This is a genomic window from Arthrobacter sp. SDR-2R (assembly GCF_057747955.1).
This window is the reverse complement of sequence record NZ_CM173231.1, coordinates 3,212,414-3,234,068: the sequence shown is the minus strand read 5'-3', so window position 1 is coordinate 3,234,068 and position 21,655 is coordinate 3,212,414. Positions and strand designations below refer to the sequence as shown.

General features: G+C 66.4%; 18 protein-coding genes, 1 tRNA gene and 1 pseudogene. 13 read left to right on the top strand and 7 right to left on the bottom strand.

Features of this window, described 5'->3' with window-relative positions:
* Positions 1-51: 51 nt before the first annotated feature.
* From prpB to AC3ANU_RS14910, 3 genes are read right to left on the bottom strand one after another with little or no spacing between them, the layout of a single operon-like run.
* Entirely contained in the window at positions 52-954 is a 903-nt protein-coding gene (prpB, locus tag AC3ANU_RS14920) for a methylisocitrate lyase (RefSeq protein ID WP_488314794.1), read from the bottom strand.
* Positions 955-2,475 carry an MmgE/PrpD family protein gene (locus AC3ANU_RS14915; RefSeq protein WP_018772014.1) on the bottom strand — a complete coding sequence of 507 codons (1,521 nt, stop codon included), beginning with the start codon at positions 2,473-2,475 and terminating at the stop codon, positions 955-957.
* Entirely contained in the window at positions 2,468-3,124 is a 657-nt protein-coding gene (locus tag AC3ANU_RS14910) for a GntR family transcriptional regulator (protein WP_018772015.1), read from the bottom strand. The genes AC3ANU_RS14915 and AC3ANU_RS14910 overlap by 8 nt, the downstream gene beginning before the upstream one ends.
* Before the next feature lie 173 nt (positions 3,125-3,297).
* On the opposite strand from AC3ANU_RS14910, the gene AC3ANU_RS14905 reads away from it, so the two are divergent.
* A complete protein-coding gene (locus tag AC3ANU_RS14905; RefSeq protein WP_488314793.1) occupies positions 3,298-5,202 on the top strand; it encodes a propionyl-CoA synthetase in 1,905 nt (634 codons plus the stop codon).
* 39 nt (positions 5,203-5,241) lie between these two features.
* On the opposite strand, the gene AC3ANU_RS14900 is transcribed toward AC3ANU_RS14905, so the two are convergent.
* Both AC3ANU_RS14900 and AC3ANU_RS14895 read right to left on the bottom strand, forming a co-directional pair.
* Complete coding sequence (locus AC3ANU_RS14900; protein WP_488314792.1) at positions 5,242-5,955, bottom strand: response regulator; 714 nt, start codon at positions 5,953-5,955, stop codon at positions 5,242-5,244.
* Positions 5,952-7,586, bottom strand: coding sequence for a sensor histidine kinase (locus AC3ANU_RS14895; RefSeq protein WP_134164418.1), 1,635 nt, complete (start codon positions 7,584-7,586; stop codon positions 5,952-5,954). Before AC3ANU_RS14895 ends, AC3ANU_RS14900 begins: the two co-directional genes overlap by 4 nt.
* 158 nt (positions 7,587-7,744) lie before the next feature.
* Here AC3ANU_RS14895 and AC3ANU_RS14890 point away from each other — a divergent pair, with 158 nt between their 5' ends.
* The 10 genes and pseudogenes from AC3ANU_RS14890 (at position 7,745) to AC3ANU_RS14845 (ending at position 17,419) form a co-directional block, all read left to right on the top strand.
* Positions 7,745-9,091, top strand: a complete 1,347-nt coding sequence (locus tag AC3ANU_RS14890; RefSeq protein WP_018772019.1) for a C4-dicarboxylate transporter DctA — start codon at positions 7,745-7,747, stop codon at positions 9,089-9,091.
* 230 nt (positions 9,092-9,321) lie between these two features.
* On the top strand, positions 9,322-10,221 hold the full coding sequence (locus tag AC3ANU_RS14885) for a ParA family protein (protein WP_026266195.1): 900 nt from the start codon (positions 9,322-9,324) through the stop codon (positions 10,219-10,221).
* 7 nt (positions 10,222-10,228) lie between these two features.
* Positions 10,229-11,044 (top strand): segregation and condensation protein A, encoded by an 816-nt coding sequence (locus AC3ANU_RS14880; RefSeq protein ID WP_018772021.1) that lies wholly within the window; start codon positions 10,229-10,231, stop codon positions 11,042-11,044.
* Positions 11,041-11,766 carry an SMC-Scp complex subunit ScpB gene (gene scpB, locus AC3ANU_RS14875; RefSeq protein WP_488314791.1) on the top strand — a complete coding sequence of 242 codons (726 nt, stop codon included), beginning with the start codon at positions 11,041-11,043 and terminating at the stop codon, positions 11,764-11,766. Before AC3ANU_RS14880 ends, scpB begins: the two co-directional genes overlap by 4 nt.
* Before the next feature lie 137 nt (positions 11,767-11,903).
* Complete coding sequence (locus tag AC3ANU_RS14870; protein ID WP_488314790.1) at positions 11,904-13,112, top strand: pseudouridine synthase; 1,209 nt, start codon at positions 11,904-11,906, stop codon at positions 13,110-13,112.
* A 3-nt stretch (positions 13,113-13,115) separates the two neighbouring features.
* Positions 13,116-14,225, top strand: coding sequence for a prephenate dehydrogenase (locus AC3ANU_RS14865; RefSeq protein WP_488314789.1), 1,110 nt, complete (start codon positions 13,116-13,118; stop codon positions 14,223-14,225).
* Positions 14,225-14,938 carry a (d)CMP kinase gene (gene cmk / locus AC3ANU_RS14860; RefSeq protein WP_488314788.1) on the top strand — a complete coding sequence of 238 codons (714 nt, stop codon included), beginning with the start codon at positions 14,225-14,227 and terminating at the stop codon, positions 14,936-14,938. Before AC3ANU_RS14865 ends, cmk begins: the two co-directional genes overlap by 1 nt.
* A 31-nt stretch (positions 14,939-14,969) precedes the next feature.
* A pseudogene (locus AC3ANU_RS14855) lies at positions 14,970-15,648 on the top strand (lysophospholipid acyltransferase family protein).
* A gap of 10 nt (positions 15,649-15,658) precedes the next feature.
* Positions 15,659-17,206: a ribosome biogenesis GTPase Der gene (der, locus tag AC3ANU_RS14850; protein ID WP_018772027.1), complete on the top strand. Its 1,548-nt coding sequence runs from the start codon at positions 15,659-15,661 to the stop codon at positions 17,204-17,206.
* Between the two features lie 136 nt (positions 17,207-17,342).
* Positions 17,343-17,419, top strand: a tRNA-Pro gene (locus AC3ANU_RS14845).
* A 74-nt stretch (positions 17,420-17,493) separates the two neighbouring features.
* Here the strand turns inward: AC3ANU_RS14845 and AC3ANU_RS14840 are convergent.
* Positions 17,494-19,437 carry a polysaccharide deacetylase family protein gene (locus AC3ANU_RS14840; RefSeq protein WP_488314787.1) on the bottom strand — a complete coding sequence of 648 codons (1,944 nt, stop codon included), beginning with the start codon at positions 19,435-19,437 and terminating at the stop codon, positions 17,494-17,496.
* A 152-nt stretch (positions 19,438-19,589) separates the two neighbouring features.
* A complete protein-coding gene (locus AC3ANU_RS14835; RefSeq protein ID WP_223994725.1) occupies positions 19,590-20,459 on the bottom strand; it encodes an Fpg/Nei family DNA glycosylase in 870 nt (289 codons plus the stop codon).
* A gap of 168 nt (positions 20,460-20,627) precedes the next feature.
* Between AC3ANU_RS14835 and gcvH the strand changes: the two genes are divergently transcribed.
* Together gcvH and AC3ANU_RS14825 are read left to right on the top strand one after the other, a co-directional pair.
* Positions 20,628-21,014: a glycine cleavage system protein GcvH gene (gene gcvH / locus AC3ANU_RS14830; RefSeq protein ID WP_018763524.1), complete on the top strand. Its 387-nt coding sequence runs from the start codon at positions 20,628-20,630 to the stop codon at positions 21,012-21,014.
* A gap of 155 nt (positions 21,015-21,169) precedes the next feature.
* Positions 21,170-21,646 carry an FHA domain-containing protein gene (locus AC3ANU_RS14825; protein ID WP_018771493.1) on the top strand — a complete coding sequence of 159 codons (477 nt, stop codon included), beginning with the start codon at positions 21,170-21,172 and terminating at the stop codon, positions 21,644-21,646.
* The last annotated feature ends 9 nt before the right edge of the window (positions 21,647-21,655 follow it).

Genomic DNA, 21,655 nt, shown 5'->3' with positions numbered 1-21,655 from the left:
CTGTTCGTCCGGCGGAGGCCGGCCTTCCGATTGGGTGTCAGGTGCCGGGTGTCACGTTCCGGGAATCTGGAAATTGAACACGCCGGTGTCGAAGCGGTTGTAGGCCTCGTAGTCAACGAGGTCGTAGAGCCGGGCACGGGTCAGCATGTTTGGAACCTGCGCCTCCTGGGTGCCGTCGGATTTGATCGATTCCAGAGTACGCTCAGCAGCCCCCATGGCACTACGGAGCAGCGTCACCGGATAGATCACCATGTTGACGCCGACGCCGGCCAGTTCATCCACGGTGAAGAGGTCGCTCTTGCCGAACTCGGTCATGTTGGCCAGGATCGGCACGTCCACCGCGTCGCGGATGGCCTGGAATTCGCTGAGGTCCTTCATGGCTTCGGGGAAGATTGCGCCGGCGCCGGCTTCGACGAGGGCTCTGGCGCGCTGCTGTGCGGCTTCCAGCCCCTCGGTGGCGCGGATGTCGGTGCGGGCCATGATCAGGAAGTTCGGGTCCCGCCGGGCGTCGGCCGCGGCCCTGATGCGTTTGGTGGCGGTGTCCTGGTCCACCACGTTCTTGCCGTCGAGGTGGCCGCAGCGCTTGGGGTTGAACTGGTCCTCGATATGGCAGCCGGCCAGGCCTGCGTTCTCGAGTTCCTGGACGGTGCGTGCCACGTTCATGGGCTCCCCGAAGCCGGTGTCCGCGTCAACGATCGAGGGCAGGTCAGTCATCCGCGCGATCTGTCCGGCCCGGGTGGCTACCTCGGTCAGGGTGGTCAGGCCGATGTCCGGCAGGCCGAGGTCGTTGGCGAGGACGGCGCCGGAGATGTACACCCCGGCGAAGCCCTTTTCCTCGATCAGCCGGGCGGAGAGCGGGTTGAACGCGCCGGGGAACTGCTGGATGGTCCCGGAGGCCAGCAGTTCCCGGAAGCGGACCCGCTTCTGTTCCGGGGTGGTCTTTGAGTACAGCATCTAGAACAGTCCCTTCGGTGCCGCCGCGAGGTCGATGACGCCGGGAGCGGCGGTGATGTTCAGCTGGTCCAGCTCACCGGCGGCGAGCTGTGGGAGGCGTTCGACGGCGGTGAGGAACCTTTCGATCTCAGCCTCCTCCACGAGCCCGGCGGCGAGGGTGCGGAACTTGTTGATGTACTGTTCCCGGGCGAAGGGGCGGGCGCCGAGCGGGTGGGCGTCGGCAACGGCGATCTGGTCGGTGATGACGGTGCCGTCCTTGAGCGTGATCTCCACCGAGCCGCCGAAAGCCTTCTCTGCGATGTCCAGGGAGTGGTAGCGGCGGGTCCATTCGGGATCTTCCACCGTGCTGACTTTGTGCCACAGTTCCACGGTGTCCGGACGGGCGGCGCGCTGCGGTGCGTAGGAGTCCACGTGGTGCCAGGCCCCGTCCTGCAGGGCCACGGTGAAGATGTACGGGATGGAGTGGTCCAGGGTTTCCCTGGACGCGGTGGGGCTGTATTTCTGGGGGTCGTTGGCGCCGGAGCCGATCACGTAGTGCGTGTGGTGGCTGGTCTTGATCAGCACTGACTCGACGTTGGCCGGATCGGTGACCTCGGGGTGTTCGCGGTGCAGCTTGCGGGCAAGGTCGATCCACGCCTGTGCCTGGTACTCCGCGGAATGTTCCTTGGTGTAGGTGTCCAGGATGGCACGCTTGACTTCACCCGGGGTGGGAAGCGGGACCATGTAGGAGGCGTCCGGGCCATCGAGCATCCAGGCGATGACGCCGTCTTCGCCTTCGTAGATGGGCACGGGGGAGGTCTGGCCGCGCATGGCCCGGTCCGCTGATTCGATGGCCATCTTGCCGGCAAAGGCCGGGGCGTGGGCCTTCCAGGTGGAGATCTCGCCCTTGCGGGACTGCCGGGTGGCGGTGGTGGTGTGCAGCGCCTGGCCCACTGACTGGAAGATGGTCTCCACATCGAGGCCAAGCAGGGTGCCGATCCCGGCCGCGGCCGAGGGGCCGAGGTGGGCCACGTGGTCGATCTTGTGCTTGTGCAGGCAGATGGCCTTGACCAGGTTGACCTGAATCTCGTACCCGGTGGCGATGCCCCGGATCAGGTCGTGGCCGCTGGCGCCAACGTGCTGGGCGACGGCGAGGATCGGCGGGATGTTGTCCCCGGGGTGGGAGTAGTCGGCCGCGAGGAAGGTGTCGTGGTAGTCCAGTTCCCGGACAGCCACCCCATTGGCCCAGGCTGCCCACTCCGGGGACACACGGTCCTCGATGCCGAAGACTTTGGACCCCTTGCCGCCGGTGCTGGGGCCGTGGGTGAGCGCCTGGGCACGGGCGGCGACGATCGGCGCGCGGTTCAGGGAAGCGATCGCCACCGAGGCGTTGTCGATGACGCGGTTGATCACCATAGCGGTCACGTCGTCAGACACAGCCACCGGGTCCGCGGCGACCTGGGCGATTTTGTAGGCCAGCTGGTCCTCGCGGGGCAGGTTTTCTTCGCTTTTATAGACGCGGACGTGGTGTTCCTTAACCATGGTGCTCCTTCGGGTGGGATGCGTGGGTTGCTTTGACGTGGGAGAGGCTTCGGTGCAGGTGGACGATGGTGGCCGCCTCGGCGAGCCTGGGGTTGCCGGCCGCGATCGCCTCCGCGATGGCGGCATGCTCGGCGGCTGCGGCAGTGAGCCGGCAGGCATCGTCGGCGGCAAGCCGGCGGATCCGGACCAGGTGAACGCGCAGGCTGCGCATGGCCTGGGCCAGGTAGGAGTTGGAGATGGCGGCGTCGATTGCTGTGTCCAGCCGGCCCACCAGTTCGTAGTAGTCATGCAGGGCCGGCTCGTCACCGCCAATCAATGCGGGAGCCTCGAGCAGTTCGCGCTGCAGGCGCTCGAACGTCGCAGCCTCGCCGCGCCGCGCAGCCAGTGCCGCCGCCCTGCCCTCAAGGGTTTCGCGGAGTTCGAACAGTTCGTCAATGTCCTCAAGCGAGATGTCGGTGACGACGACGCCGCGGCCGCCTGCCGTCGTGAGGCCTTCCGCCGTAAGGCGGCCCAAGGCTTCCCGCAGCGGTGTGCGCGAGACGCCCAGACGCTCGGACTGTTCCACCTCGGCAAGGACCGTACCCGGCGCCAGGCGCCATTCGATGATGTCATCGCGCAGGGCGGCATAGGCCTTGTCGCTGGCGCGCATGCTCGTCTCCTTCCTCGGCTGACTGCATCAGTGTATACACAACTGGGCTCAAAAGAATGGACCTTTGAGAAAATATGCCAGAAATTGACTTCCTTGTATACAACGACCCTTGTGGTGGTTAACTCCGCCAGCTAGCATGAGCTGCATCACAACGTCGTGGACGGGATTACGTTATGGTCACCACCGGCTATCGGGACAGTTACCGGCGCAGCATCGAAGAGCCCGACGACTTTTGGCTGGAGGCCGCGGGAAACATCGCCTGGAGCTCTCCTCCGGCGCAGGCGCTGGACTCCACGCGGGCACCGCTCTACAGCTGGTTTCCCGACGGCACACTGAATACCTGCTACAACGCCCTTGACCGGCATATCGCCGAAGGCCGCGGGGAGCAGGTGGCCCTGATCCATGACTCGGCCATGCTGGGAACCCGGCACCGCTACACGTATGCCCAGCTCACGGACGCCGTGGCGCGCTTTGCCGGTGTGCTGCGCGGCCATGGCGTGGGAAAGGGGCACCGCGTGGTGATTTACATGCCAATGATCCCGGAAGCCGCTATCGCCATGCTGGCGTCGGCCCGGCTGGGCGCGGTCCATTCCGTGGTGTTCGGCGGTTTTGCGCCCAAGGAGCTCGCGGCCCGGATCCGGGACGCCGCACCCACTGCGGTGGTGACCGCTTCGGGCGGGATCGAACCCGCCCGCCGCATCGAGTATCTGCCGGCCGTCGCGGAGGCGCTGGAACTGGCGGGCATGCCGGATCTTCCCGTATTGGTCAAGGAGCGCGACGGATTCGCGTCCAAGGCTGCGGACCATGCGGGCTGGCTGGACTGGGACACGGAAATGGCTTCCGCAGAGCCTGCCGCTCCCGTTGAGGTGAAGGCCACCGATCCGCTCTACATCCTCTACACATCCGGAACCACCGGCACGCCAAAGGGAGTGGTGCGGGACAACGGCGGCCACGCCGTCGCCCTGCGCTGGACCCTGGAGAACATTTACGACGTCGGTCCGGGCGACGTGATGTGGACCGCGTCAGACGTCGGCTGGGTAGTGGGGCACTCCTACATTGTCTATGGCCCGCTGCTGGCCGGCGCCACCACGGTGATGTACGAGGGCAAGCCCGTAGGCACCCCGGATGCCGGCGCATTCTGGCGCGTGGTCCGGGACCACAGGGTCAATGTGCTCTTCACTGCGCCCACGGCACTCCGGGCCATCCGCAAGGCGGATCCGGCGGCGTCGCTGCTGCGGAAGTACGACATCTCCAGCCTGCGGACCCTGTTCACTGCCGGCGAGAGGCTGGACACGGACACCTTCCATTGGGCATCACGGGCCCTCGGCGTGCCGGTGGTGGACCACTGGTGGCAGACCGAGACCGGGTGGGCCATTTGCGCCAACCCGCGTGGCCTGGAGCAGTTGCCCATCAAGGCCGGCTCCCCGAGCGTGCCCATGCCCGGGTTCCGGCTGCAGATCCTCGACGGCGCAGGCGGAGAGGTGGAACCCGGCACCGAGGGCAACATCGTGGTTGGACTGCCGCTGCCGCCGGGCACCCTCACAACGCTGTGGCGGAATGATGAGCGCTACATCTCTTCCTACCTTCAGGCTTTCGAGGGCTGCTACGCCACCGGCGATTCGGGTTACCAGGACCGGGACGGGTACATCTTTGTCATGGGCCGTACGGACGACATCATCAATGTTGCCGGCCACAGGCTCTCAACCGGCGCCATGGAACAGGTGATCGGCCAGCATCCGGCCGTTGCGGAGTGCGCCGTGATCGGCCTCGCCGACCCCGTGAAGGGCCAGCGTCCCAGCGGCTACGTGGTGCTCAAAACCGGGGTGGACATCGCCGAAGACGTCCTGGCCAAGGATCTAGTGGCACTGGTCCGGCGGGACATTGGTGCGGTTGCGGACTTCAAACAGGTGACAGTGGTGGATGCACTGCCCAAGACCCGTTCGGGGAAGATCCTCCGCAAGACCATGCGCCAGATAGCGGACGGCGAGGAGTACACCGTTCCGTCCACCATCGAGGATCCAGGCGTCATCGATCAATTGATCGGAGCACTCCGGGCGGGGGAGGCGGAGGCTGGCTGAGGCGCATGGCCGGGGCGCGCACGTCCAACCCCGAGCGGCTCAGCGGGTGTTCCAGCGGTATTCGTTCTCCGGCCTGCCGGGGGTGCCGTAGCGGGCGGTCCGGGAAACTGTTCCCGCATCGGCCAGGTACTCAAGGTAGCGCCGAGCCGTCACGCGCGACATCCCCAGGGCGTCCATGACCTCCGTGGCGGACACTGCTTCGGGCTGCCCCCGGAGGAACTCCTGGACGGATCCGAGCGTCGAGGTTGAGAGTCCCTTGGGCAGCGGGAGTTCGGATGGCGCCCGGAGGCTGGCAAAGGCCTGGTCCACTTCGCTTTGCGAGGCGCCCCCCTTGCCCGGGCCAGCGCCGGAACCGGCCAACTGCTGCCGGAACTGGCGGTAATTTTCCAGCTTGTCGGAGAACGTGGCGAACGTGAAGGGCTTGATCAGGTACTGGACCACGCCGATTGCCACGGCGCTGCGGACGATCGCCAGTTCGCGCACGGCGGTGATCGCAATGATGTCCGCCAGGATCCCCGCCGAACGCATCCGGCGGGCGATGTCCAGGCCGTGCAGGTCGGGCAGGTTCATGTCCAGCAGGACCAGTTCAACGGGCTCTCCCGCGGCCACGAATTCGTTCAGCAGCCGCAGGGCCGACTGGCCGTCGGGGGCTGTCCCGGCGAGCTCGAATCCTTCCAGCCTCCCCACGTAGGCCGCGTGCGCTGCCGAAGCGATGGCCTCATCTTCGACGACGAGGACCCGGATGTTGCTCACTGTCTGTGCTCCTTCTCCGCGGACACCGCTGCAGGCAGGAATACTTCGAACTTGGCGCCGCGCCGGCCGTTGATGGCCAGCGTACCGCCCAAACGCTGCACCGCCTGCCGCACCAGGGCCAGGCCGATGCCCCGGCCCCCGGCCCCCGCAGGCTTGGTGCTGAATCCGTGCCGGAAGATCTTTTCCGCATCGGTGGGGTCGATGGGCGTTCCGGAATCGTTGACGGCGATGTCCAGGCCTTCTTCATCGGCCTCCAGCGTCAGCACCACCCTCCGCGGAGGGGGTGCATCGGCGGCGGCATCGATGGCATTGTCCAGCAGGTTGCCCAGGATCGTCACCAGGTCCTGGACGGCCACCCCGGGTGCCGTGCCGGAGCCCAGGGTGGAGAGATCCAGCTGGACGCCGCGTTCGTGGGCCTCGGCCACCTTTCCCATGAGCAGGGCGCCCACCACCGGTTCATCGATCGAACTCACCATGTCATCTGTCAGCTGCTGGCTCAGGGCCAGATCCTGGGTTGCAAAGTCCAGGGCTTCCCTGGTCCGGCCGAGTTCCAGGAGCGAAACCATGGTGTGCAGCCGGTTGGCGTGCTCGTGGGTCTGGGCGCGCAGCGCGTCGGAAAGGGTGCGCATGGTCTGCAGTTCGTTGCCCAGCGCTTCGATTTCTGTCCGGTCCCTGAGGGTGGCCACGGTCCCGTAGACGGGGACCTTCCCGCGGGTGCCCCGGGCCTCGGGACCCCGGGCCGGCCCCTGGTTGACCACCAGCACGCGGGAGCCGGTCAGGACCATCTCGTCCTTGGTGGTCCGCCCGGACTCGAACAGGCTGCGCAGTTCGTCGTCCAGGGGAAGGTCTGCCAGCGATGGGGGCCGGGTGGGGTCATTGTTGCCGGTGTCGGCCAGGCCCAGCAGCTCGGCAGCCTGGTCGTTGTACATCACCACGCGCTTCCGGGCATCGATCAGGATCAGCCCTTCCCGGACCGAGTGCAGCACCGACTCGTAGTAGGCGAACAGCTGTGCCAGCTGTTCGGGACCCCAGCCCCGGGTAACCCGCCGCAGGTACCTGCCCAGCAGCCACGACGCCAGTGAACCGCCCACCAGGAGGGCCATGCCGACGGCCAGCAGGACGGGAAGGCGCCCGGCAAAGGCGATATCGACGCTGCGGACGGTAACACCCACCGCTACGAGGGCCTTGACTGTCCCCGCAGAATCCTTGACCGGAACAATGGTCCGCACCGACGGGCCCAGCGTACCTGCCGTCACTTCGGTGTAGGTGTGGCCGCGGAGTGCTTCATCGATGGAGCCGATGTAGGGCCGGCCCAGCTCCTCGTCCCGCGGGTGGGTCCAGCGGGTACGGTCCGGCGCCATGATCGTGATGAAGTCCACGTGGGCCGCGGTGGTGACGTCTTTGGCATACGGCTGCAGGACGGCGGACGGGTCCGGCGTGGCAGCAGCCTGGAGCACCAGGGGATTGGCGGCGATGGAGGCAGCCACGCCTTCCATCCGGCGGCCCGCTTCGTCATACGTCCGGTCCCGCGCGTCCACGTAGGCGGCCGTTCCCACGATGGCGATAAACGACACGACGATCAGCAGGTTCGCCAGGAAGAGCCGGCGGGCGATACTCCAGCGGTGGATCATGCCTGCCTCCCTTGGACCCTGCCGATACCGCGACCAATATGAACGCAACGGTGAGCTGGATCACGGGGTGCCCAATGATGGATATCACATTGGACGGACGTGTTGAGCCCAGAGACTGCGCCGCAACGTCTATCAGAATATCCACAAGGAGACACATCATGGCTTCTCAACGAGGAGAGTCGCTCGAGACCGCGACCCCGCGGCGCAAGGGACTGGACAAGTCCCACTACCTCTACATCGCAGTTATCGCCGCCGTCGTCCTCGGCGCGGTGGTGGGCCTGCTGTTCCCGGAGGTGGGCAAGTCCCTCAAGCCCCTGGGCGACGGCTTCGTCAAGCTCATCAAGATGATGATCGCACCGGTCATTTTCTGCACCATCGTCCTGGGCATCGGCTCCATCGCCAAGGCAGCCACCGTCGGCAAGGTAGGCGGCCTGGCACTGGGCTACTTCATCATCATGTCAACCTTCGCCCTGGCCATCGGCCTGGTGGTAGGCAACATCATCCACCCCGGCGAGGGCCTGAAGCTGACGCCGTACGACCCCAACAAGAAGGCGGCGACCGACAGCACCGTGGACTTCCTGCTGGGCATCATCCCCAGTGACGTCCCCGTGCTGCCCACCCTGCTGGCAGCCATCCTGGTTGGCTTCGCGCTGCAGAAGATGGGCGCCCAGGGTGCCCCGATCCTCAAGGCTGTCGGCTACGGCCAGGCACTGGTGTTCCGCATCCTCATCATGATCATGTGGCTCGCTCCGGTAGGTGCCTTCGGTGCCATCGCCGCCGTCGTGGGCGCAACCGGCGTGCAGGCCATCGTCAGCATGTTCACCCTGATGATCGCCTTCTACATCACCTGCGCACTGTTCATCGTGGTGATCCTGGGCGGCCTGCTCCAGGTGGTTGCCGGCGTCAACATCTTCAAGCTGATGAAGTACCTGGCCCGTGAGTACCTCATCATCTTCTCCACGTCGTCCTCGGAAGCGGCACTGCCGCGGCTGATCGCCAAGATGGAACACCTCGGCGTCTCCAAGCCGGTCGTCGGCGTCACCGTTCCCACCGGCTACTCCTTCAACCTGGACGGAACCGCCATCTACCTGACCATGGCGTCCCTGTTCGTGGCCAACGCCATGGGCACCCCGCTGGACCTCGGCGCCCAGATCTCCCTGCTGGTGTTCATGATCATCGCCTCCAAGGGTGCCGCCGGTGTGACCGGTGCCGGCCTTGCAACCCTCGCGGCCGGCCTGCAGGCACACAAGCCCGAACTGCTCGGCGGCGTGGGCATGATCGTCGGCATCGACCGGTTCATGTCCGAGGCCCGCGCCCTGACCAACTTCACGGGCAACGCGGTGGCCACCGTCCTGATCGGCACCTGGGTCAAGGAGATCGACGGCGGCCAGGTTGGCCGGGTGCTGTCCGGCGAAGAACCTTTCGACGAGGCAACCATGATGGTCCACCATCACGGCGAAATGGCACCCAAGGAAGAGGGCGCCCGCGAGGCTGCCAAGGCCTAGCCACCGCCAGGACACCCCACGAGACCGCCCCCGCAGCCATGCTGCGGGGGCGGTCCTGCGTTCCCAGGCAGTGCAACCTTCGACCTCAGCTAGAGGGTCAAGGCTCAACATTCGCGGAAAGTCAAGTTCCGTCGGATGCCGTGTCGGGCGCTGTAACCTAGGGAGCAGAACGAACGGCGCTGGTGAGCCAGCGGCAGGAAATCACCGTCATCGAAAGTGTGGACAGATACGTGAGCAGCGAACAGGGTTCAGCAACTCTGGAGGGCACGGAATTCGACCTGGAAAACGCGGTGATGGGGCCCACCGGGCGCCCATACCGGGAGTTCCCGGAACCCGCGCCGCTGTCCTCCCACGGTCCGGCCCGCGTCATCGCCATGGTCAACCAAAAGGGCGGCGTGGGGAAGACCACCTCCACCATCAACCTCGCCGCGGCGCTCGCCGAGTACGGCCGCCGCGTCCTCCTGGTGGACTTCGACCCCCAGGGCGCGCTCTCCGCCGGCCTTGGTGTCAACCCGCATGAGCTGGACCTCACGGTGTACAACGTCCTGATGGACCGCAAGGTGGATATCCGTGACGCCATCCACCACACGGGCGTCGAGAACGTCGACCTGCTGCCCGCCAACATCGACCTCTCCGCCGCGGAAGTCCAGCTGGTCAACGAGGTGGCGCGTGAACAGGTCCTGGACCGTGCGCTCAAGAAAGTCGAAGACGATTACGACGTCGTCCTCATCGACTGCCAGCCCTCCCTGGGCCTCCTGACCGTCAACGCCCTCACGGCAGCCCACGGCGTCATCATCCCGCTCATTTGCGAGTTCTTCGCCCTCCGCGCCGTGGCGCTGCTGGTCGAAACCATCGACAAGGTCCAGGACCGGCTGAATCCTCGCCTTCAGGTGGACGGCGTACTGGCCACCATGTACGACGCAAGGACACTGCACAGCCGCGAAGTGATCACCCGCCTGGTGGAGGCGTTCGGCGACAAGGTCTTCGAAACTGTCATCAAGCGCTCCATCAAGTTCGCAGACGCTACCGTGGCCGCGGAGCCCATCACCAGCTACGCCGGAAACCACGTGGGCGCCGACGCCTACCGCCGGCTGGCAAAGGAGCTGATCTCCCGCGGCGGCGCACCCTAACCACGCCGTGGCCGAATCCAAACCCGGCTTCGAGGTGCGGCTGGCCAACTTCACGGGTCCCTTCGACCTCCTTCTGGGGCTGATCGCCAAACACCAGCTGGACATAACAGAAGTGGCCATTGCCACCGTCACGGATGAGTTCATCAAGTACATCCGTAAACTGCAGCGGCTCGGTGAAGAGTGGGCCCTGGACGAGGCGAGCGAATTCCTGGTGATCGCCGCCACGCTGCTTGACCTCAAGGCGGCACGGCTCCTTCCCGCGGGTGAGGTGGAGGACGACGAGGACATCGCCCTTCTGGAAGCGCGGGACCTCCTCTTTGCCCGGCTGCTGCAGTACAAGGCTTTCAAGCAGGTGGCAGGAATCCTGGGCGAAACCCTGCACCAGGAAGGCCGGCGCTTTCCACGCCAGGTGGCCCTGGAGGAGCACTTCGCGTCGATGCTCCCTGAACTGGTGTGGAAACACACGCCGCAACAGTTCGCCGCGCTGGCCGAGGCCGCGCTCCGGCCCAAAGCGCCCGCCCAGCCGCCGCAAGTGGCACTCGGCCACCTGCATGGGAGCAACGTCAGCGTCAAGGAACAGGCCCGGATGATGGGGCTTCGCCTGCAACAGGAGTCGCCCCAGACCTTCCGTTCCCTGATTGCCGACGCCGATTCCACCCTGGTGGTGGTGGCCCGCTTCCTGGCGCTCCTGGAACTGTTCCGGGACCGGGCCGTGTCGTTCGACCAGCTGTCCCCGCTGTCCGAGCTTGCCATCCACTGGACAGCCGAAGGCCGCGACTGGTCGGCGGAAAACCTGAGCGAAGAGTATGAGGAGCAGGCGTGAATTCCAAGCCGCAGGACCTGGCCGTGGAAGGCGGGGCAATGCTTGAGGACACATGGAAGCCGGAGGACACGGCCCCACGGGAGGACGCGGACCACAGCCCGGACTTCGACGACCTCCCCGGCGGTGCCAAGGCTGCCCTCGAAGCGGTGCTCATGGTCCTGGACCAACCCGCCACGGAGGAAGAGCTGGCAGCCGGGGTAGGCCTGACGGTCACAGCGGTCCGCTCCCTGCTGGCAGAACTGCAGCGTGAGTATAACGGCTATACTGTTAAAGCCCCGGAGATGGAGGATGCCAGCCACGCTGGCATTGGTTCCAGCCCCCGGGGTTTTGAATTGCGGAACATCGCCGGTGGCTGGCGGATCTACTCGCGCACGGAGTTTGCCGACATTGTCGGCAAATATGTGCTTGAGGGGCAGACCGCCAGGCTTACCCAGGCGGCGTTGGAAACGCTGGCAGTCATCGCGTACCGCCAGCCCGTTTCCCGGGCCCGGGTGTCTGCAATTCGCGGTGTCAATGTTGATTCCGTCGTACGGACGCTTGCCCAGCGCGGGCTGATCGAGGACGCGGGAACGGATCCCGAGTCCGGCGCAATCCTCTACCGGACCACCTCCTATTTCCTTGAACGGATGGGAATCAGTTCAGTGGAGGACCTGCCCCAGCTGTCGCCGCACCTTCCGGGACTCGACGGGATCGCAGAGTTCTACGACGCCGGGACCATGTAGGCAGGACCCTTCTGCCGGCAGCGGTCTCATGAGCAGTTTGTTTATCAGGTTTTCTATCAGGGCAGACGAAGTCTGCGCGGCTGGCTAGGGTTGTCCTTGGACATCTCTGCCGGCCAAAACACATTGAAGGACGGGTCATGACACAGGCGGGACGCCAGGGTTCACCACGTAACAGTTCGGGACGCGGCGGCAACGAGCGCAACAACTCCCAGCAGCGCAGCGCACAGGGCGGCGGCTTCAGCGGCGGTTCCCGCGGCGGAACAGCCAAGCGGGCAGCAGGATTCGGCGGGGGCCGGCCCCACCGCGCCCCCAAGCCGCGCGAGGAACGCTTCATCGACCCCGATCTGGCGGGGGACCAGCAGGCACGGGCATCGGAGGGCGCCCGTGGCGCCAAGCCGTCGTCGCGCAAGCCCGCGGCACGCAAGCCCGGCGCCAAGAAGGCTCCCGGAACTCCCGGTGCCCTCAAGCCCAAGCCGCGTACCGGTGCACCCGGGACAGCCGCTTCCCGTGCATTCGGCAGCGAACGCTTCGGCCAGAACCTGGGTCCGGTCCGCAAGCCCGGCCGGAAGAAGGGCCCCCGCGGAAACGTTCCGCAGTCCGAACTCCATGATGCAGACGGCGTGCGCCTCCAGAAAGTAATGGCGTCCGCCGGAGTCGCATCCCGGCGCGTCTGCGAAGAAATGATCGCCGAGGGCCGCGTTGAGGTGGACGGCCAGGTGGTTACGGAACTCGGCATGCGCGTCGATCCCAAGACCGCCGTCATCCATGTTGACGGCTTGCGGATCCAGTTGGACGAGAACCTGGTCTACATGGTGTTCAACAAGCCCAAGGGCGTGGTGTCCACCATGGAGGATCCCGAGGGCCGGCCGTGCATCAGCGACTTCCTGAAGAGCAACAAGAACACCGGCGAACGCCTCTTCCATGTGGGAAGGCTCGACGTCGCCACCGAAGGCCTGCTGTTGCTGACCAACGACGGCGAACTCGCCAACAGGCTGACCCACCCGTCCTACGAGGTTCCCAAGACCTACCTGGTGCAGGTGCGCGGGCCGTTCCCGCAGGGCGTCGGCGCCCAGCTGAAAGCCGGCGTGGAACTGGAGGACGGGTTCGCGTCCGTTGACTCCTTCCGCCTGGTGGACTCCACCCCGGGCCACGTGCTGATCGAGGTTGTGCTCCACTCGGGTAAGAACCGGATTGTCCGCCGCCTCTTTGATGCTGTCGGCTTCCCGGTCCAGCGGCTGGTCCGCGTCAAGGTGGGCCCCATCGGACTCGGGGACCAGCGCCAGGGCAGCATCCGCAACCTGGGCAAGCAGGAAGTCGGCCACCTGCTGGCATCCGTAGGACTCTGACGCATGTCCGCGTTCAAAAGCCAGGGCCGCGGCCACCTGGATGGCCCGGTGGTGGTGATTGGTACCGGACTGCTGGGCACCAGCATTGGGCTGGGCCTGCGGGGGCGTGGCGTACCTGTGTTCCTTTCCGATCCGTCACCCACCAACCAGGCGGTTGCGGTGGACATCGGTGCCGGGCGTCCCCTGTCCGAGCTGGGCAGCCGCAAACCGCAACTGGTTGTGGTTGCCGCCCCGCCGGACGTGACGGCCGGCGTCGTGTGCCAGGCGCTGGCTGACTACCCCGACGCCGTCGTGGTGGACATAGCCAGCGTCAAGGCTGACATCCTGGCCCGTCTGCGCAGCCTCGGTGCCGACCTCACCCGGTACGTGGGCACCCACCCCATGGCCGGGCGGGAAAAATCGGGACCGGTGGCCGCCCGCGGCGAGCTGTTCACCTCCATGCCTTGGGTGCTGTGCCCCTCCGGGGAGACCTCCGGCGCTGCCCTGCAAGTGGCACGGTCGCTTGCCTCGGATCTTGGAGCGGTTGTCTCGCAGTTCACGGCGGACGAACATGATGAAGCAGTGGCCCTGGTGTCGCACCTGCCCCAGGTCATGTCATCCCTGCTGGCCAGCCGCCTCCAGGGAACGCCACTGCACGCCCTGTCGCTGGCCGGCAACGGCCTCCGGGACGTCACCAGGATTGCCGCGAGCGATCCCACCCTCTGGGTGCAGATCCTCGGCGGGAATGCAGCCAAGGTCGTGGAGATCCTCTACGGCGTCCGCGAGGACCTGAACCGCCTCATCGGAACCCTGGAACAGCCCACGGCACCGGGAGCCCGGCTGGACCTGGCACAGCTGATCAGTGAGGGCAACGCCGGCCAGGCCCGGATTCCCGGCAAGCACGGCGGCCCGCCGCAGGCATACTCCTGGCTCACCGTCCTGGTGGATGACAAGCCCGGCCAGATCGCGCAGCTGCTCACCGAGATCGGTGAAATCGGTGTGAACGTCGAGGATCTTCGGCTGGACCATTCCTCCGGACAGAACGTTGGCATGGTGGAATTGTCTGTGTTGCCGAACAAGCACGACCACCTGATCGAAGCTCTCAACGACCGCGGATGGCGGGTACTTCAGTAATGACACAGGAACTCCTCGAGACCATGCGCGCCCTGCGCATCGGCCGGCCGCTGGTGGTTGCCATCGACGGACCGTCCGGCTCCGGTAAATCCAGCGTGAGCAAGGAGGTTGCCCGCAGGCTGCGGCTGGCCTACCTGGACACCGGAGCGATGTACCGCGCACTGACCTGGTACTGCGTAAACCAGGGGATTGACCTTGATGACACGCCGGCCGTGGAACAGGCCTCCCGGGACTTTGTGCTGGAACTGAGCACCAGCCCCCAGGAGGAATACGTGCGGGTAGGCGGCGTGGACGTCACCGATGCCATCCGCGAACCGGCAATTTCCGCCGCGGTCAGCTCCGTGGCCACCACGCTTGGTGCCCGGACCGAACTGATCCGCAGGCAGCGGGACCTGATTGAAAAGCACCACCGCCGAATGGTGGTGGAAGGCCGGGACATCACCACCGTCGTCGCGCCCGGAGCCGAGGTGCGCATGCTCCTCACCGCAAGCGAGGAAGCCCGCCTCCGCCGGCGCGGCATCCAGCTGGGCGGTACCCAGAACGCCGAACAGCTGGCAGCCCAGGTGACCCACCGGGATGCCAGGGACTCAACTGTGGTGAACTTCACCCAGGCGGCAGACGGCGTGGTCACGCTGGACTCCTCCGACCTGGACTTCGAGCAGACCGTCAATGCCGCCCTCGTGATCGTTACAAAGGTCCTCAACCGTGACTGAGACCCGGGCGGGTGTGCCAACCCGACTGACCATGGCGTGGAGCAGGCCGGTGGGATGGATCCTGGACCACGTGGTCTACAGGACCACGGTGAGGGGCAGGAGCAACGTCCCCACCGGCGGTCCGGTGATCTTCGCAGCCAACCACATCAGCTTCCTCGACGGGCCGGTCATGTTCGGCGCGGCGCCGCGGCCCATGCACATCCTGGTAAAACAGGAGATGTTCCAGGGCTTCCTGGGCCGGGTACTCACCGCCTCCGGGCAGCTTCCGGTGGACCGGCAGGGTGACCGGGCGGCGCTGCAGCGCTGCAAGGACGTGCTCGACGCCGGACGCTGCGTTGGGATTCTTCCGGAAGGGACGCGGGGGAGCGGGGCAGCCGCGGACATCAACGGGGGCGTGGCCTGGCTGGCGCTGAACTCCGGGGCACCGGTTGTTCCGGTGGCCATCCTGGGCACCCGGCAGGGCGACGAGCACCTGGACTTCGTCCCGCGGCCGGGGCGGCGATTCCACGTCAGCTTCGGATCAGCCCTTACCCTGGCCCGCCGGGCCGGTGAAAGCGGGCGTGCTTCAATGGACAGGGCGGCGCAAGACATTCGTGCAGCGCTGGCCGGGCACGTCCAGGACGCTATCCAACTCAGCGGGCAGCCTTTGCCTTCCGCTGACGACAACGACTTGACAGCAGTAGCCGGGGACGCCGGCAGATGACCACTAAGGACAGTGCAATGAGCGACACCACCCAGACTTCCGGGCCTTCCGGCACCGACGACGAATACACTCCCACCGGCACCGACCAGGTTGCCGAACGGCTGGCAGCGATTGGCGACGACGAAGCGGAGCTGCGTGCCGCCTCCCTCCGGGCCGGCCTGGAGGATTACGAGCTTGACGAGGACGATGCCGCCCTGCTGAGCGGGGAGTACGGCGACGAGGACTTTGACGGTCCCGTCAAGCTGGATCCCGTCCTGGCAATCATCGGCCGGCCAAACGTGGGGAAGTCCACGCTGGTGAACCGCATCCTGGGCCGCCGCGAAGCAGTGGTGGAGGACACCCCGGGCGTCACCCGTGACCGGGTCATGTACTCCGCGAACTGGAACGGCCGCAACTTCACGCTGGTGGACACCGGCGGCTGGGAGCACGACGCCCGCGGCATCCACGCCCGCGTCGCCGAGCAGGCCGAGATGGCCGTGGAACTCGCCGACGCCGTGCTTTTCGTGGTGGACTCCGCAGTGGGCGCCACCGCCACGGACGAAGGCGTCATGAAGATGCTGCGCCGCAGTAAGAAGCCGGTCATCATGGTGGCCAACAAGGTGGACGACTTCGCCCAGGAAGCGGACAGCGCCGCATTGTGGGGCCTCGGTTTCGGCGAGCCCTACCCCGTCTCTGCCCTTCACGGCCGAGGTGTCGCGGACCTCCTGGACCACGTCATGGACGTGCTCCCTGAATACTCAACGATCGAGGGAACAGACCGCTCAGGCGGCCCGCGCCGTATCGCCCTGATCGGCCGCCCCAACGTGGGCAAGTCCTCGCTGCTGAACAAGCTTGCAGGATCCGAGCGCGTAGTGGTGGACAACACCGCAGGAACCACGCGTGACCCCGTTGACGAATTCATTGAACTCGGCGGCCGCACCTGGCGCTTTGTGGACACCGCCGGCATCCGCCGCCGCCAGCACATGGCGCAGGGCGCTGACTACTACGCCTCACTTCGGACGCAGGCCGCGCTCGAGAAGGCGGAGGTCGCCGTCGTGCTCCTCGCCGTGGACGAGGTCCTCAGCGAACAGGACGTGCGCATCCTGCAGTTGGCCATCGAGTCCGGCCGCGCGCTGGTCCTGGCATTCAACAAGTGGGACCTGCTCGACGATGAACGCCGCCGTTACCTGGAGCGCGAGATCGAGCAGGACCTGGCCCATGTGGAATGGGCGCCGCGGGTCAACATTTCGGCAAAGACCGGCTGGCACAAGGACCGCCTGGTCCCGGCCCTGGACCTTGCCCTGGAGAACTGGGACAAGCGGATCGCCACCGGGCGCCTCAACGCCTTCCTGGGCGAGCTCGTGGCCGCCCACCCCCACCCGGTCCGCGGCGGCAAGCAGCCCCGCATCCTCTTTGGCACCCAGGCCTCCAGCCGCCCGCCCAAATTCGTGCTGTTCACCACGGGATTCCTGGACCCCGGGTACCGCCGTTTCATCACGCGCCGCCTGCGGGAGACCTTCGGATTCGAGGGAACCCCGATTGAGGTCAGCATGCGCGTGCGCGAGAAGCGTGGCCGGAAGCGTTAATTGCGACACACCTTGGGGCTGATCACCGGAAAGTGTCACAGGCACCCCTCCGGATCGTGTAAGCTCTTCTAGGTGGTTCGGCCGGACTGCTGATGAAAACCCTCGGGTTGAGTTCAGCGGAGAACGGCGGAACCAGCGGGCTGTAGCGCAGCTTGGTAGCGCACTTGACTGGGGGTCAAGGGGTCGCAGGTTCAAATCCTGTCAGCCCGACCAGAAAGCCGCGGAAACCTTAGGGTTTCCGCGGCTTTTGCGTTGGTGGGATATGAACCAGCCCGTCGGTGGCCCAGCTAGCCGAGGGCGGCGTCGAGGGTGACGAAGCCGTAGCCTGCCGCCCGGAGCTGGGAGATCACCTGCGGGAGGGCCGCGGCGTCGAGCGTTGAACCGTCGTCGGGGTTCGAGCCGAGGTGCATCAGGACAATCTCCCCGGGCTGTGCGGAAGCCATGATGCGCTGGACGACAAACCCCGGGCCGCGCGTTCCGTTCATGGTGCCTTGCCAACCCAAGGTGTCGACGGTCCACCGGATCGCCGCGTACCCGGCGGCGTTGGCGTCTGCAATCGTGCGGGAATCGCGGGCGCCGAACGGGAAGCGGAAGAACGGGAGCGGGTCGCCTCCAGCGGCCTCGATGGTCCTCTGCGCGCTGCTGATCTCGGCCGTGATCTGGGCGTCCGTCAGGGCGGTAAAGTCCGGGTGGGTCATGGAGTGATTGCCGATCCGATGCCCCGCGTTGTAGATCAGCGCCGGGTCGGAGGGGAACTGGTTGACCCAGTCTCCAGTGAGGAAAAACGTGCCCGGGACGCCGTTGGCTGCGAGGGTGGCGAGGATCGATCGGAGGCCGGCGTCGTTGGCGCCGGCGTCGAACGTGAGCGCGACAACCTTCTGCGCAGTCGGAATGCGCTCAAGATCCACGCCCAGGAGCGCCGGCGGGACGCTGGTGTAGATGACCTCGATCCTGCCGCTGGCCGCGTGCCACAGGATCGAACCGTGCTGGAAGTCATTGCGGCGGCCGCCCGTGATGCCGTACTCGCCGCTGGTTGGGTAGCCGAGCCGGCTGCGCTCCCAGCCGAGGGCCGCCCACTGGGCCCGGATTGCGCCGTACACCTCGTGGGCTCCGGTGGCGGGCGACCAGTAGATCGACGAGCCGGCATTCGAGCCGCTGAAGTGGTTGTACCGGCCGACCCCGTCGGGGGTGCCTGTCTCGTCCGTCAGCGGGAATCCGAGCACGCCTGCCGGGCCGCCGAGCTCCAGATAGCGTCCGCGGATTGCCCCGTGCACCTCGTGGGCTCCGGTGGCGGGGCTCCAGTAGATGGATCCTGCGGCGAAGTCGTTGTATCGGCCGGGGGCGCCCGGGGTGGCGGTCTCGTCGGTGAGTGGGAAGCCCAGGAGGCCTGCGGGTCCGCCGAAGGCGAGATAGCGTCCGCGGATTGCCCCGTGCACCTCGTGGGCTCCGGTGGCGGGGCTCCAGTAGATGGATCCTGCGGCGAAGTCGTTGTATCGGCCGGGGGCGCCGGGGGTGGCGGTCTCGTCGGTGAGTGGGAAGCCCAGGAGGCCTGCGGGTCCGCCGAAGGCGAGATAGCGTCCGCGGATTGCCCCGTGCACTTCGTGGGCTCCGGTGGCGGGGCTCCAGTAGATGGATCCTGCGGCGAAGTCGTTGTATCGGCCGGCGGCGCCCGGGGCGGCGGTCTCGTCGGTGAGTGGGAAGCCCAGGAGGCCTGCGGGTCCGCCGAAGGCGAGATAGCGTCCGCGGATTGCCCCGTGCACTTCGTGGGCTCCGGTGGCGGGGCTCCAGTAGATGGATCCTGCGGCGAAGTCGTTGTATCGGCCGGCGGCGCCCGGGGTGGCGGTCTCGTCGGTGAGTGGGAAGCCCAGGAGGCCTGCGGGTCCGCCGAAGGCGAGATAGCGTCCGCGGATTGCCCCATGGACCTCGTGGGCTCCGGTGCCGGGGCTCCAGTAGATGGTGCCGGCCGTGTAATCCTGCGCGCGGCCCCCAGCGATGTCGTACGCGCTCCCGACTGGCGTGCCGAGGAACGATGCGCTGCCGCCGAGCTGCTCGTAATGCTGGACAATCGCGTCGTCACCGGCCTGCTGGACCGCCATCGACGCCGGACCGCTCCGCTGCACCGCCACCGCTGGTACGGCGGCCGCGGCGGGCACCAGGGCCGTGCCCCCGAGACCACCGCCGAGGGCGAGGGCCAAGGCCATTCCGATGACTGTGGGGCGGGACCTGCGCATTGTGACCCCTTCGTGGTGACCGAGACATGCGAGCCTTGGTCAAGACGCTACGCCCCAGGGGTGTTCCGGGGCAGGGCCAGAGGTCCCGAACCGCAATCCGGTCACCCGCGACACCGTCCGCAGCCGCGGGATGCCTTGGGTGCCGGATCTTCCTACTTCAGGAACTTCGAAGTCCTGCGGTCGGCCAGGATCTTGCCTTTGGTCTGGCAGGTGGGGCAGTACTGAAGGGCAGTGTCCGCGAATGAGACTTCCCGTACCGTGTCGCCGCAGACGGGGCAGGGCTGTCCGGTCCGGGCGTGAACCCGCATGTGGCTGCGTTTGACGTCCTTGAGGTCCTTGGGCGGCTTGCCGGCTGCTTCGGCCAGCGCCTCGCCCAGCACGCTGTGGATGGCGTCGTACAGCACCTGCACCGTCTCCCGGTCCAGGGATTTGGCGATGGCGAACGGAGAGACCCGGGCGGCATGGAGGATCTCGTCGCTGTAAGCGTTGCCGATGCCGGCGATCACGCTTTGGCTGCGCAGCAGTCCCTTGACCTGCTGCGAACTGCCGGCCAGGATCGCAGCCAGCATGTCGGCGTCGAACGCCTCGGTAAACGGATCCGGGCCCAACGTGGCGATGCCCGGCACGTCCTGCGGATCCCGCACGACGTAGACGGCCAGGCTTTTCTTGGTGCCCGCTTCCGTCAGGTCCAGCCCGCGCGGCCCGTCGGGACCGGAGAAAGCAGCCCGCACTGCGATGAGGCCCTTGCCCATCCTGAGCTGGCTGTCGGCGGGGGAGTCCGTGAAGCGCACCCAGCCCGCGCGCGCCAAATGGAACACCAGGGAAATGCCGTCCGTGTCAATGCTGATGAACTTTCCGAACCGGCGGACACCGGACACGGTGCGGCCCTCGATGGCGTTGAACGGCGGATCGGCCGTCTTGAGCACGGCAAACGAGACAATCTGGAGTTTCGCTACAACGCAGCCCCGCAGCTGTTCATCAAGGAACGCGGCCAGACCGGCGACTTCAGGCAGTTCCGGCATGGCCTACCTTTCCTGTCCCCGGCATGCTGAACCGGTGCTTGCACTCATGGGTCCCATCTTGTCAGAAACGCCCGCGCCGGCCCCGGCAGTTATGCCTATACTTTCAGCGGCGGCCCGTTTTACGGGCCCCTTTTTGACATTGGCGCGTACCCCGATGAAAGGCCACCCATGAGCAACATTCCCGAAGACCTGTCCTACACCGCCGAACACGAGTGGGTCACGGCCCCGAATGCCGACGGCGTGGTCCGCGTGGGAATCACCGACTTTGCCCAGGACGCCCTTGGAGATGTCGTCTACGCCCAGATGCCCGAAGTCGGCACGAAGATTACGGCGAACGAAGTGGTGGGCGAGGTCGAGTCGACCAAGAGCGTGAGCGACATCTACGCACCCGTTTCCGGCGAAGTGGTGGCCCGGAACGACTCCCTGGACAGCGATTCGGCCCTGATCAACACCGATCCCTACGGTGACGGCTGGCTCATCGAGGTCAAACTCGCCGAACCGGATGCAGTTGAGTCCCTGCTCAGTGCATCCGAGTACGAACAACAGGTAGGCTAAAGCTAACCGGTAATTCCGGTCCGGCCCCGCGCCGCAGGCAAAGCGTCTTCGCACGTCAGCCCCCGGATCGGGAGCCGGCGCCGGACCTGCTGGCAGGGCCGGAGAGCAAACGTTGGCTGCAGGTTTGCGCCTGCAGCGTCACAGAGGAGGAATCCATGGCTGGCCACAGACACAACCCTGCCGATGGGGATTACGGCACGGGTGCGGCTAAGGCGTCGGAGACCACCTCGATCCATCTGACCCCCATCACCGATGAACCCACCATCGCGCCCAGGCTGTCCTCGGAAGAGCGCAACTCGGTGGAAGCCCTGCCCGCCGGTTCCGCGCTCCTCGTGGCCCACAGCGGGCCGAATGCCGGCGCCCGGTTCCTGCTGGATTCGGACGTGACCACCGCGGGGCGCCACCCGGACGCGGACATCTTCCTGGACGATGTCACGGTTTCGCGCCGCCATGTCGAATTCCGGCGCACGGCACGCAGCTTCGAAGTCGTGGACATGAACAGCCTCAACGGCACCTACGTCAACCACGACCGCGTGGACCGCGTGGAGCTGAGGTCCGGCAGCGAAGTCCAGATCGGCAAATTCCGCCTCACCTTCTACCTGAGCCCTGCCACGGCTGCAGGCCGCAGCTGACCCGGGGAC

What these genes read in the sequence shown, in the direction of transcription:
- prpB (WP_488314794.1), bottom strand. Translation starts at nt 954, where the DNA reads ATGCTGTACTCAAAGACCACCCCGGAACAGAAGCGGGTCCGCTTCCGG.
- AC3ANU_RS14915 (WP_018772014.1), bottom strand. Translation starts at nt 2,475, where the DNA reads ATGGTTAAGGAACACCACGTCCGCGTCTATAAAAGCGAAGAAAACCTG.
- AC3ANU_RS14910 (WP_018772015.1), bottom strand. Translation starts at nt 3,124, where the DNA reads ATGCGCGCCAGCGACAAGGCCTATGCCGCCCTGCGCGATGACATCATC.
- AC3ANU_RS14905 (WP_488314793.1), top strand. Translation starts at nt 3,298, where the DNA reads ATGGTCACCACCGGCTATCGGGACAGTTACCGGCGCAGCATCGAAGAG.
- AC3ANU_RS14895 (WP_134164418.1), bottom strand. Translation starts at nt 7,586, where the DNA reads ATGATCCACCGCTGGAGTATCGCCCGCCGGCTCTTCCTGGCGAACCTG.
- AC3ANU_RS14890 (WP_018772019.1), top strand. Translation starts at nt 7,745, where the DNA reads ATGGCTTCTCAACGAGGAGAGTCGCTCGAGACCGCGACCCCGCGGCGC.
- AC3ANU_RS14870 (WP_488314790.1), top strand. Translation starts at nt 11,904, where the DNA reads ATGACACAGGCGGGACGCCAGGGTTCACCACGTAACAGTTCGGGACGC.
- AC3ANU_RS14865 (WP_488314789.1), top strand. Translation starts at nt 13,116, where the DNA reads ATGTCCGCGTTCAAAAGCCAGGGCCGCGGCCACCTGGATGGCCCGGTG.
- cmk (WP_488314788.1), top strand. Translation starts at nt 14,225, where the DNA reads ATGACACAGGAACTCCTCGAGACCATGCGCGCCCTGCGCATCGGCCGG.
- der (WP_018772027.1), top strand. Translation starts at nt 15,659, where the DNA reads ATGAGCGACACCACCCAGACTTCCGGGCCTTCCGGCACCGACGACGAA.
- AC3ANU_RS14840 (WP_488314787.1), bottom strand. Translation starts at nt 19,437, where the DNA reads ATGCGCAGGTCCCGCCCCACAGTCATCGGAATGGCCTTGGCCCTCGCC.
- AC3ANU_RS14835 (WP_223994725.1), bottom strand. Translation starts at nt 20,459, where the DNA reads ATGCCGGAACTGCCTGAAGTCGCCGGTCTGGCCGCGTTCCTTGATGAA.
- gcvH (WP_018763524.1), top strand. Translation starts at nt 20,628, where the DNA reads ATGAGCAACATTCCCGAAGACCTGTCCTACACCGCCGAACACGAGTGG.
- AC3ANU_RS14825 (WP_018771493.1), top strand. Translation starts at nt 21,170, where the DNA reads ATGGCTGGCCACAGACACAACCCTGCCGATGGGGATTACGGCACGGGT.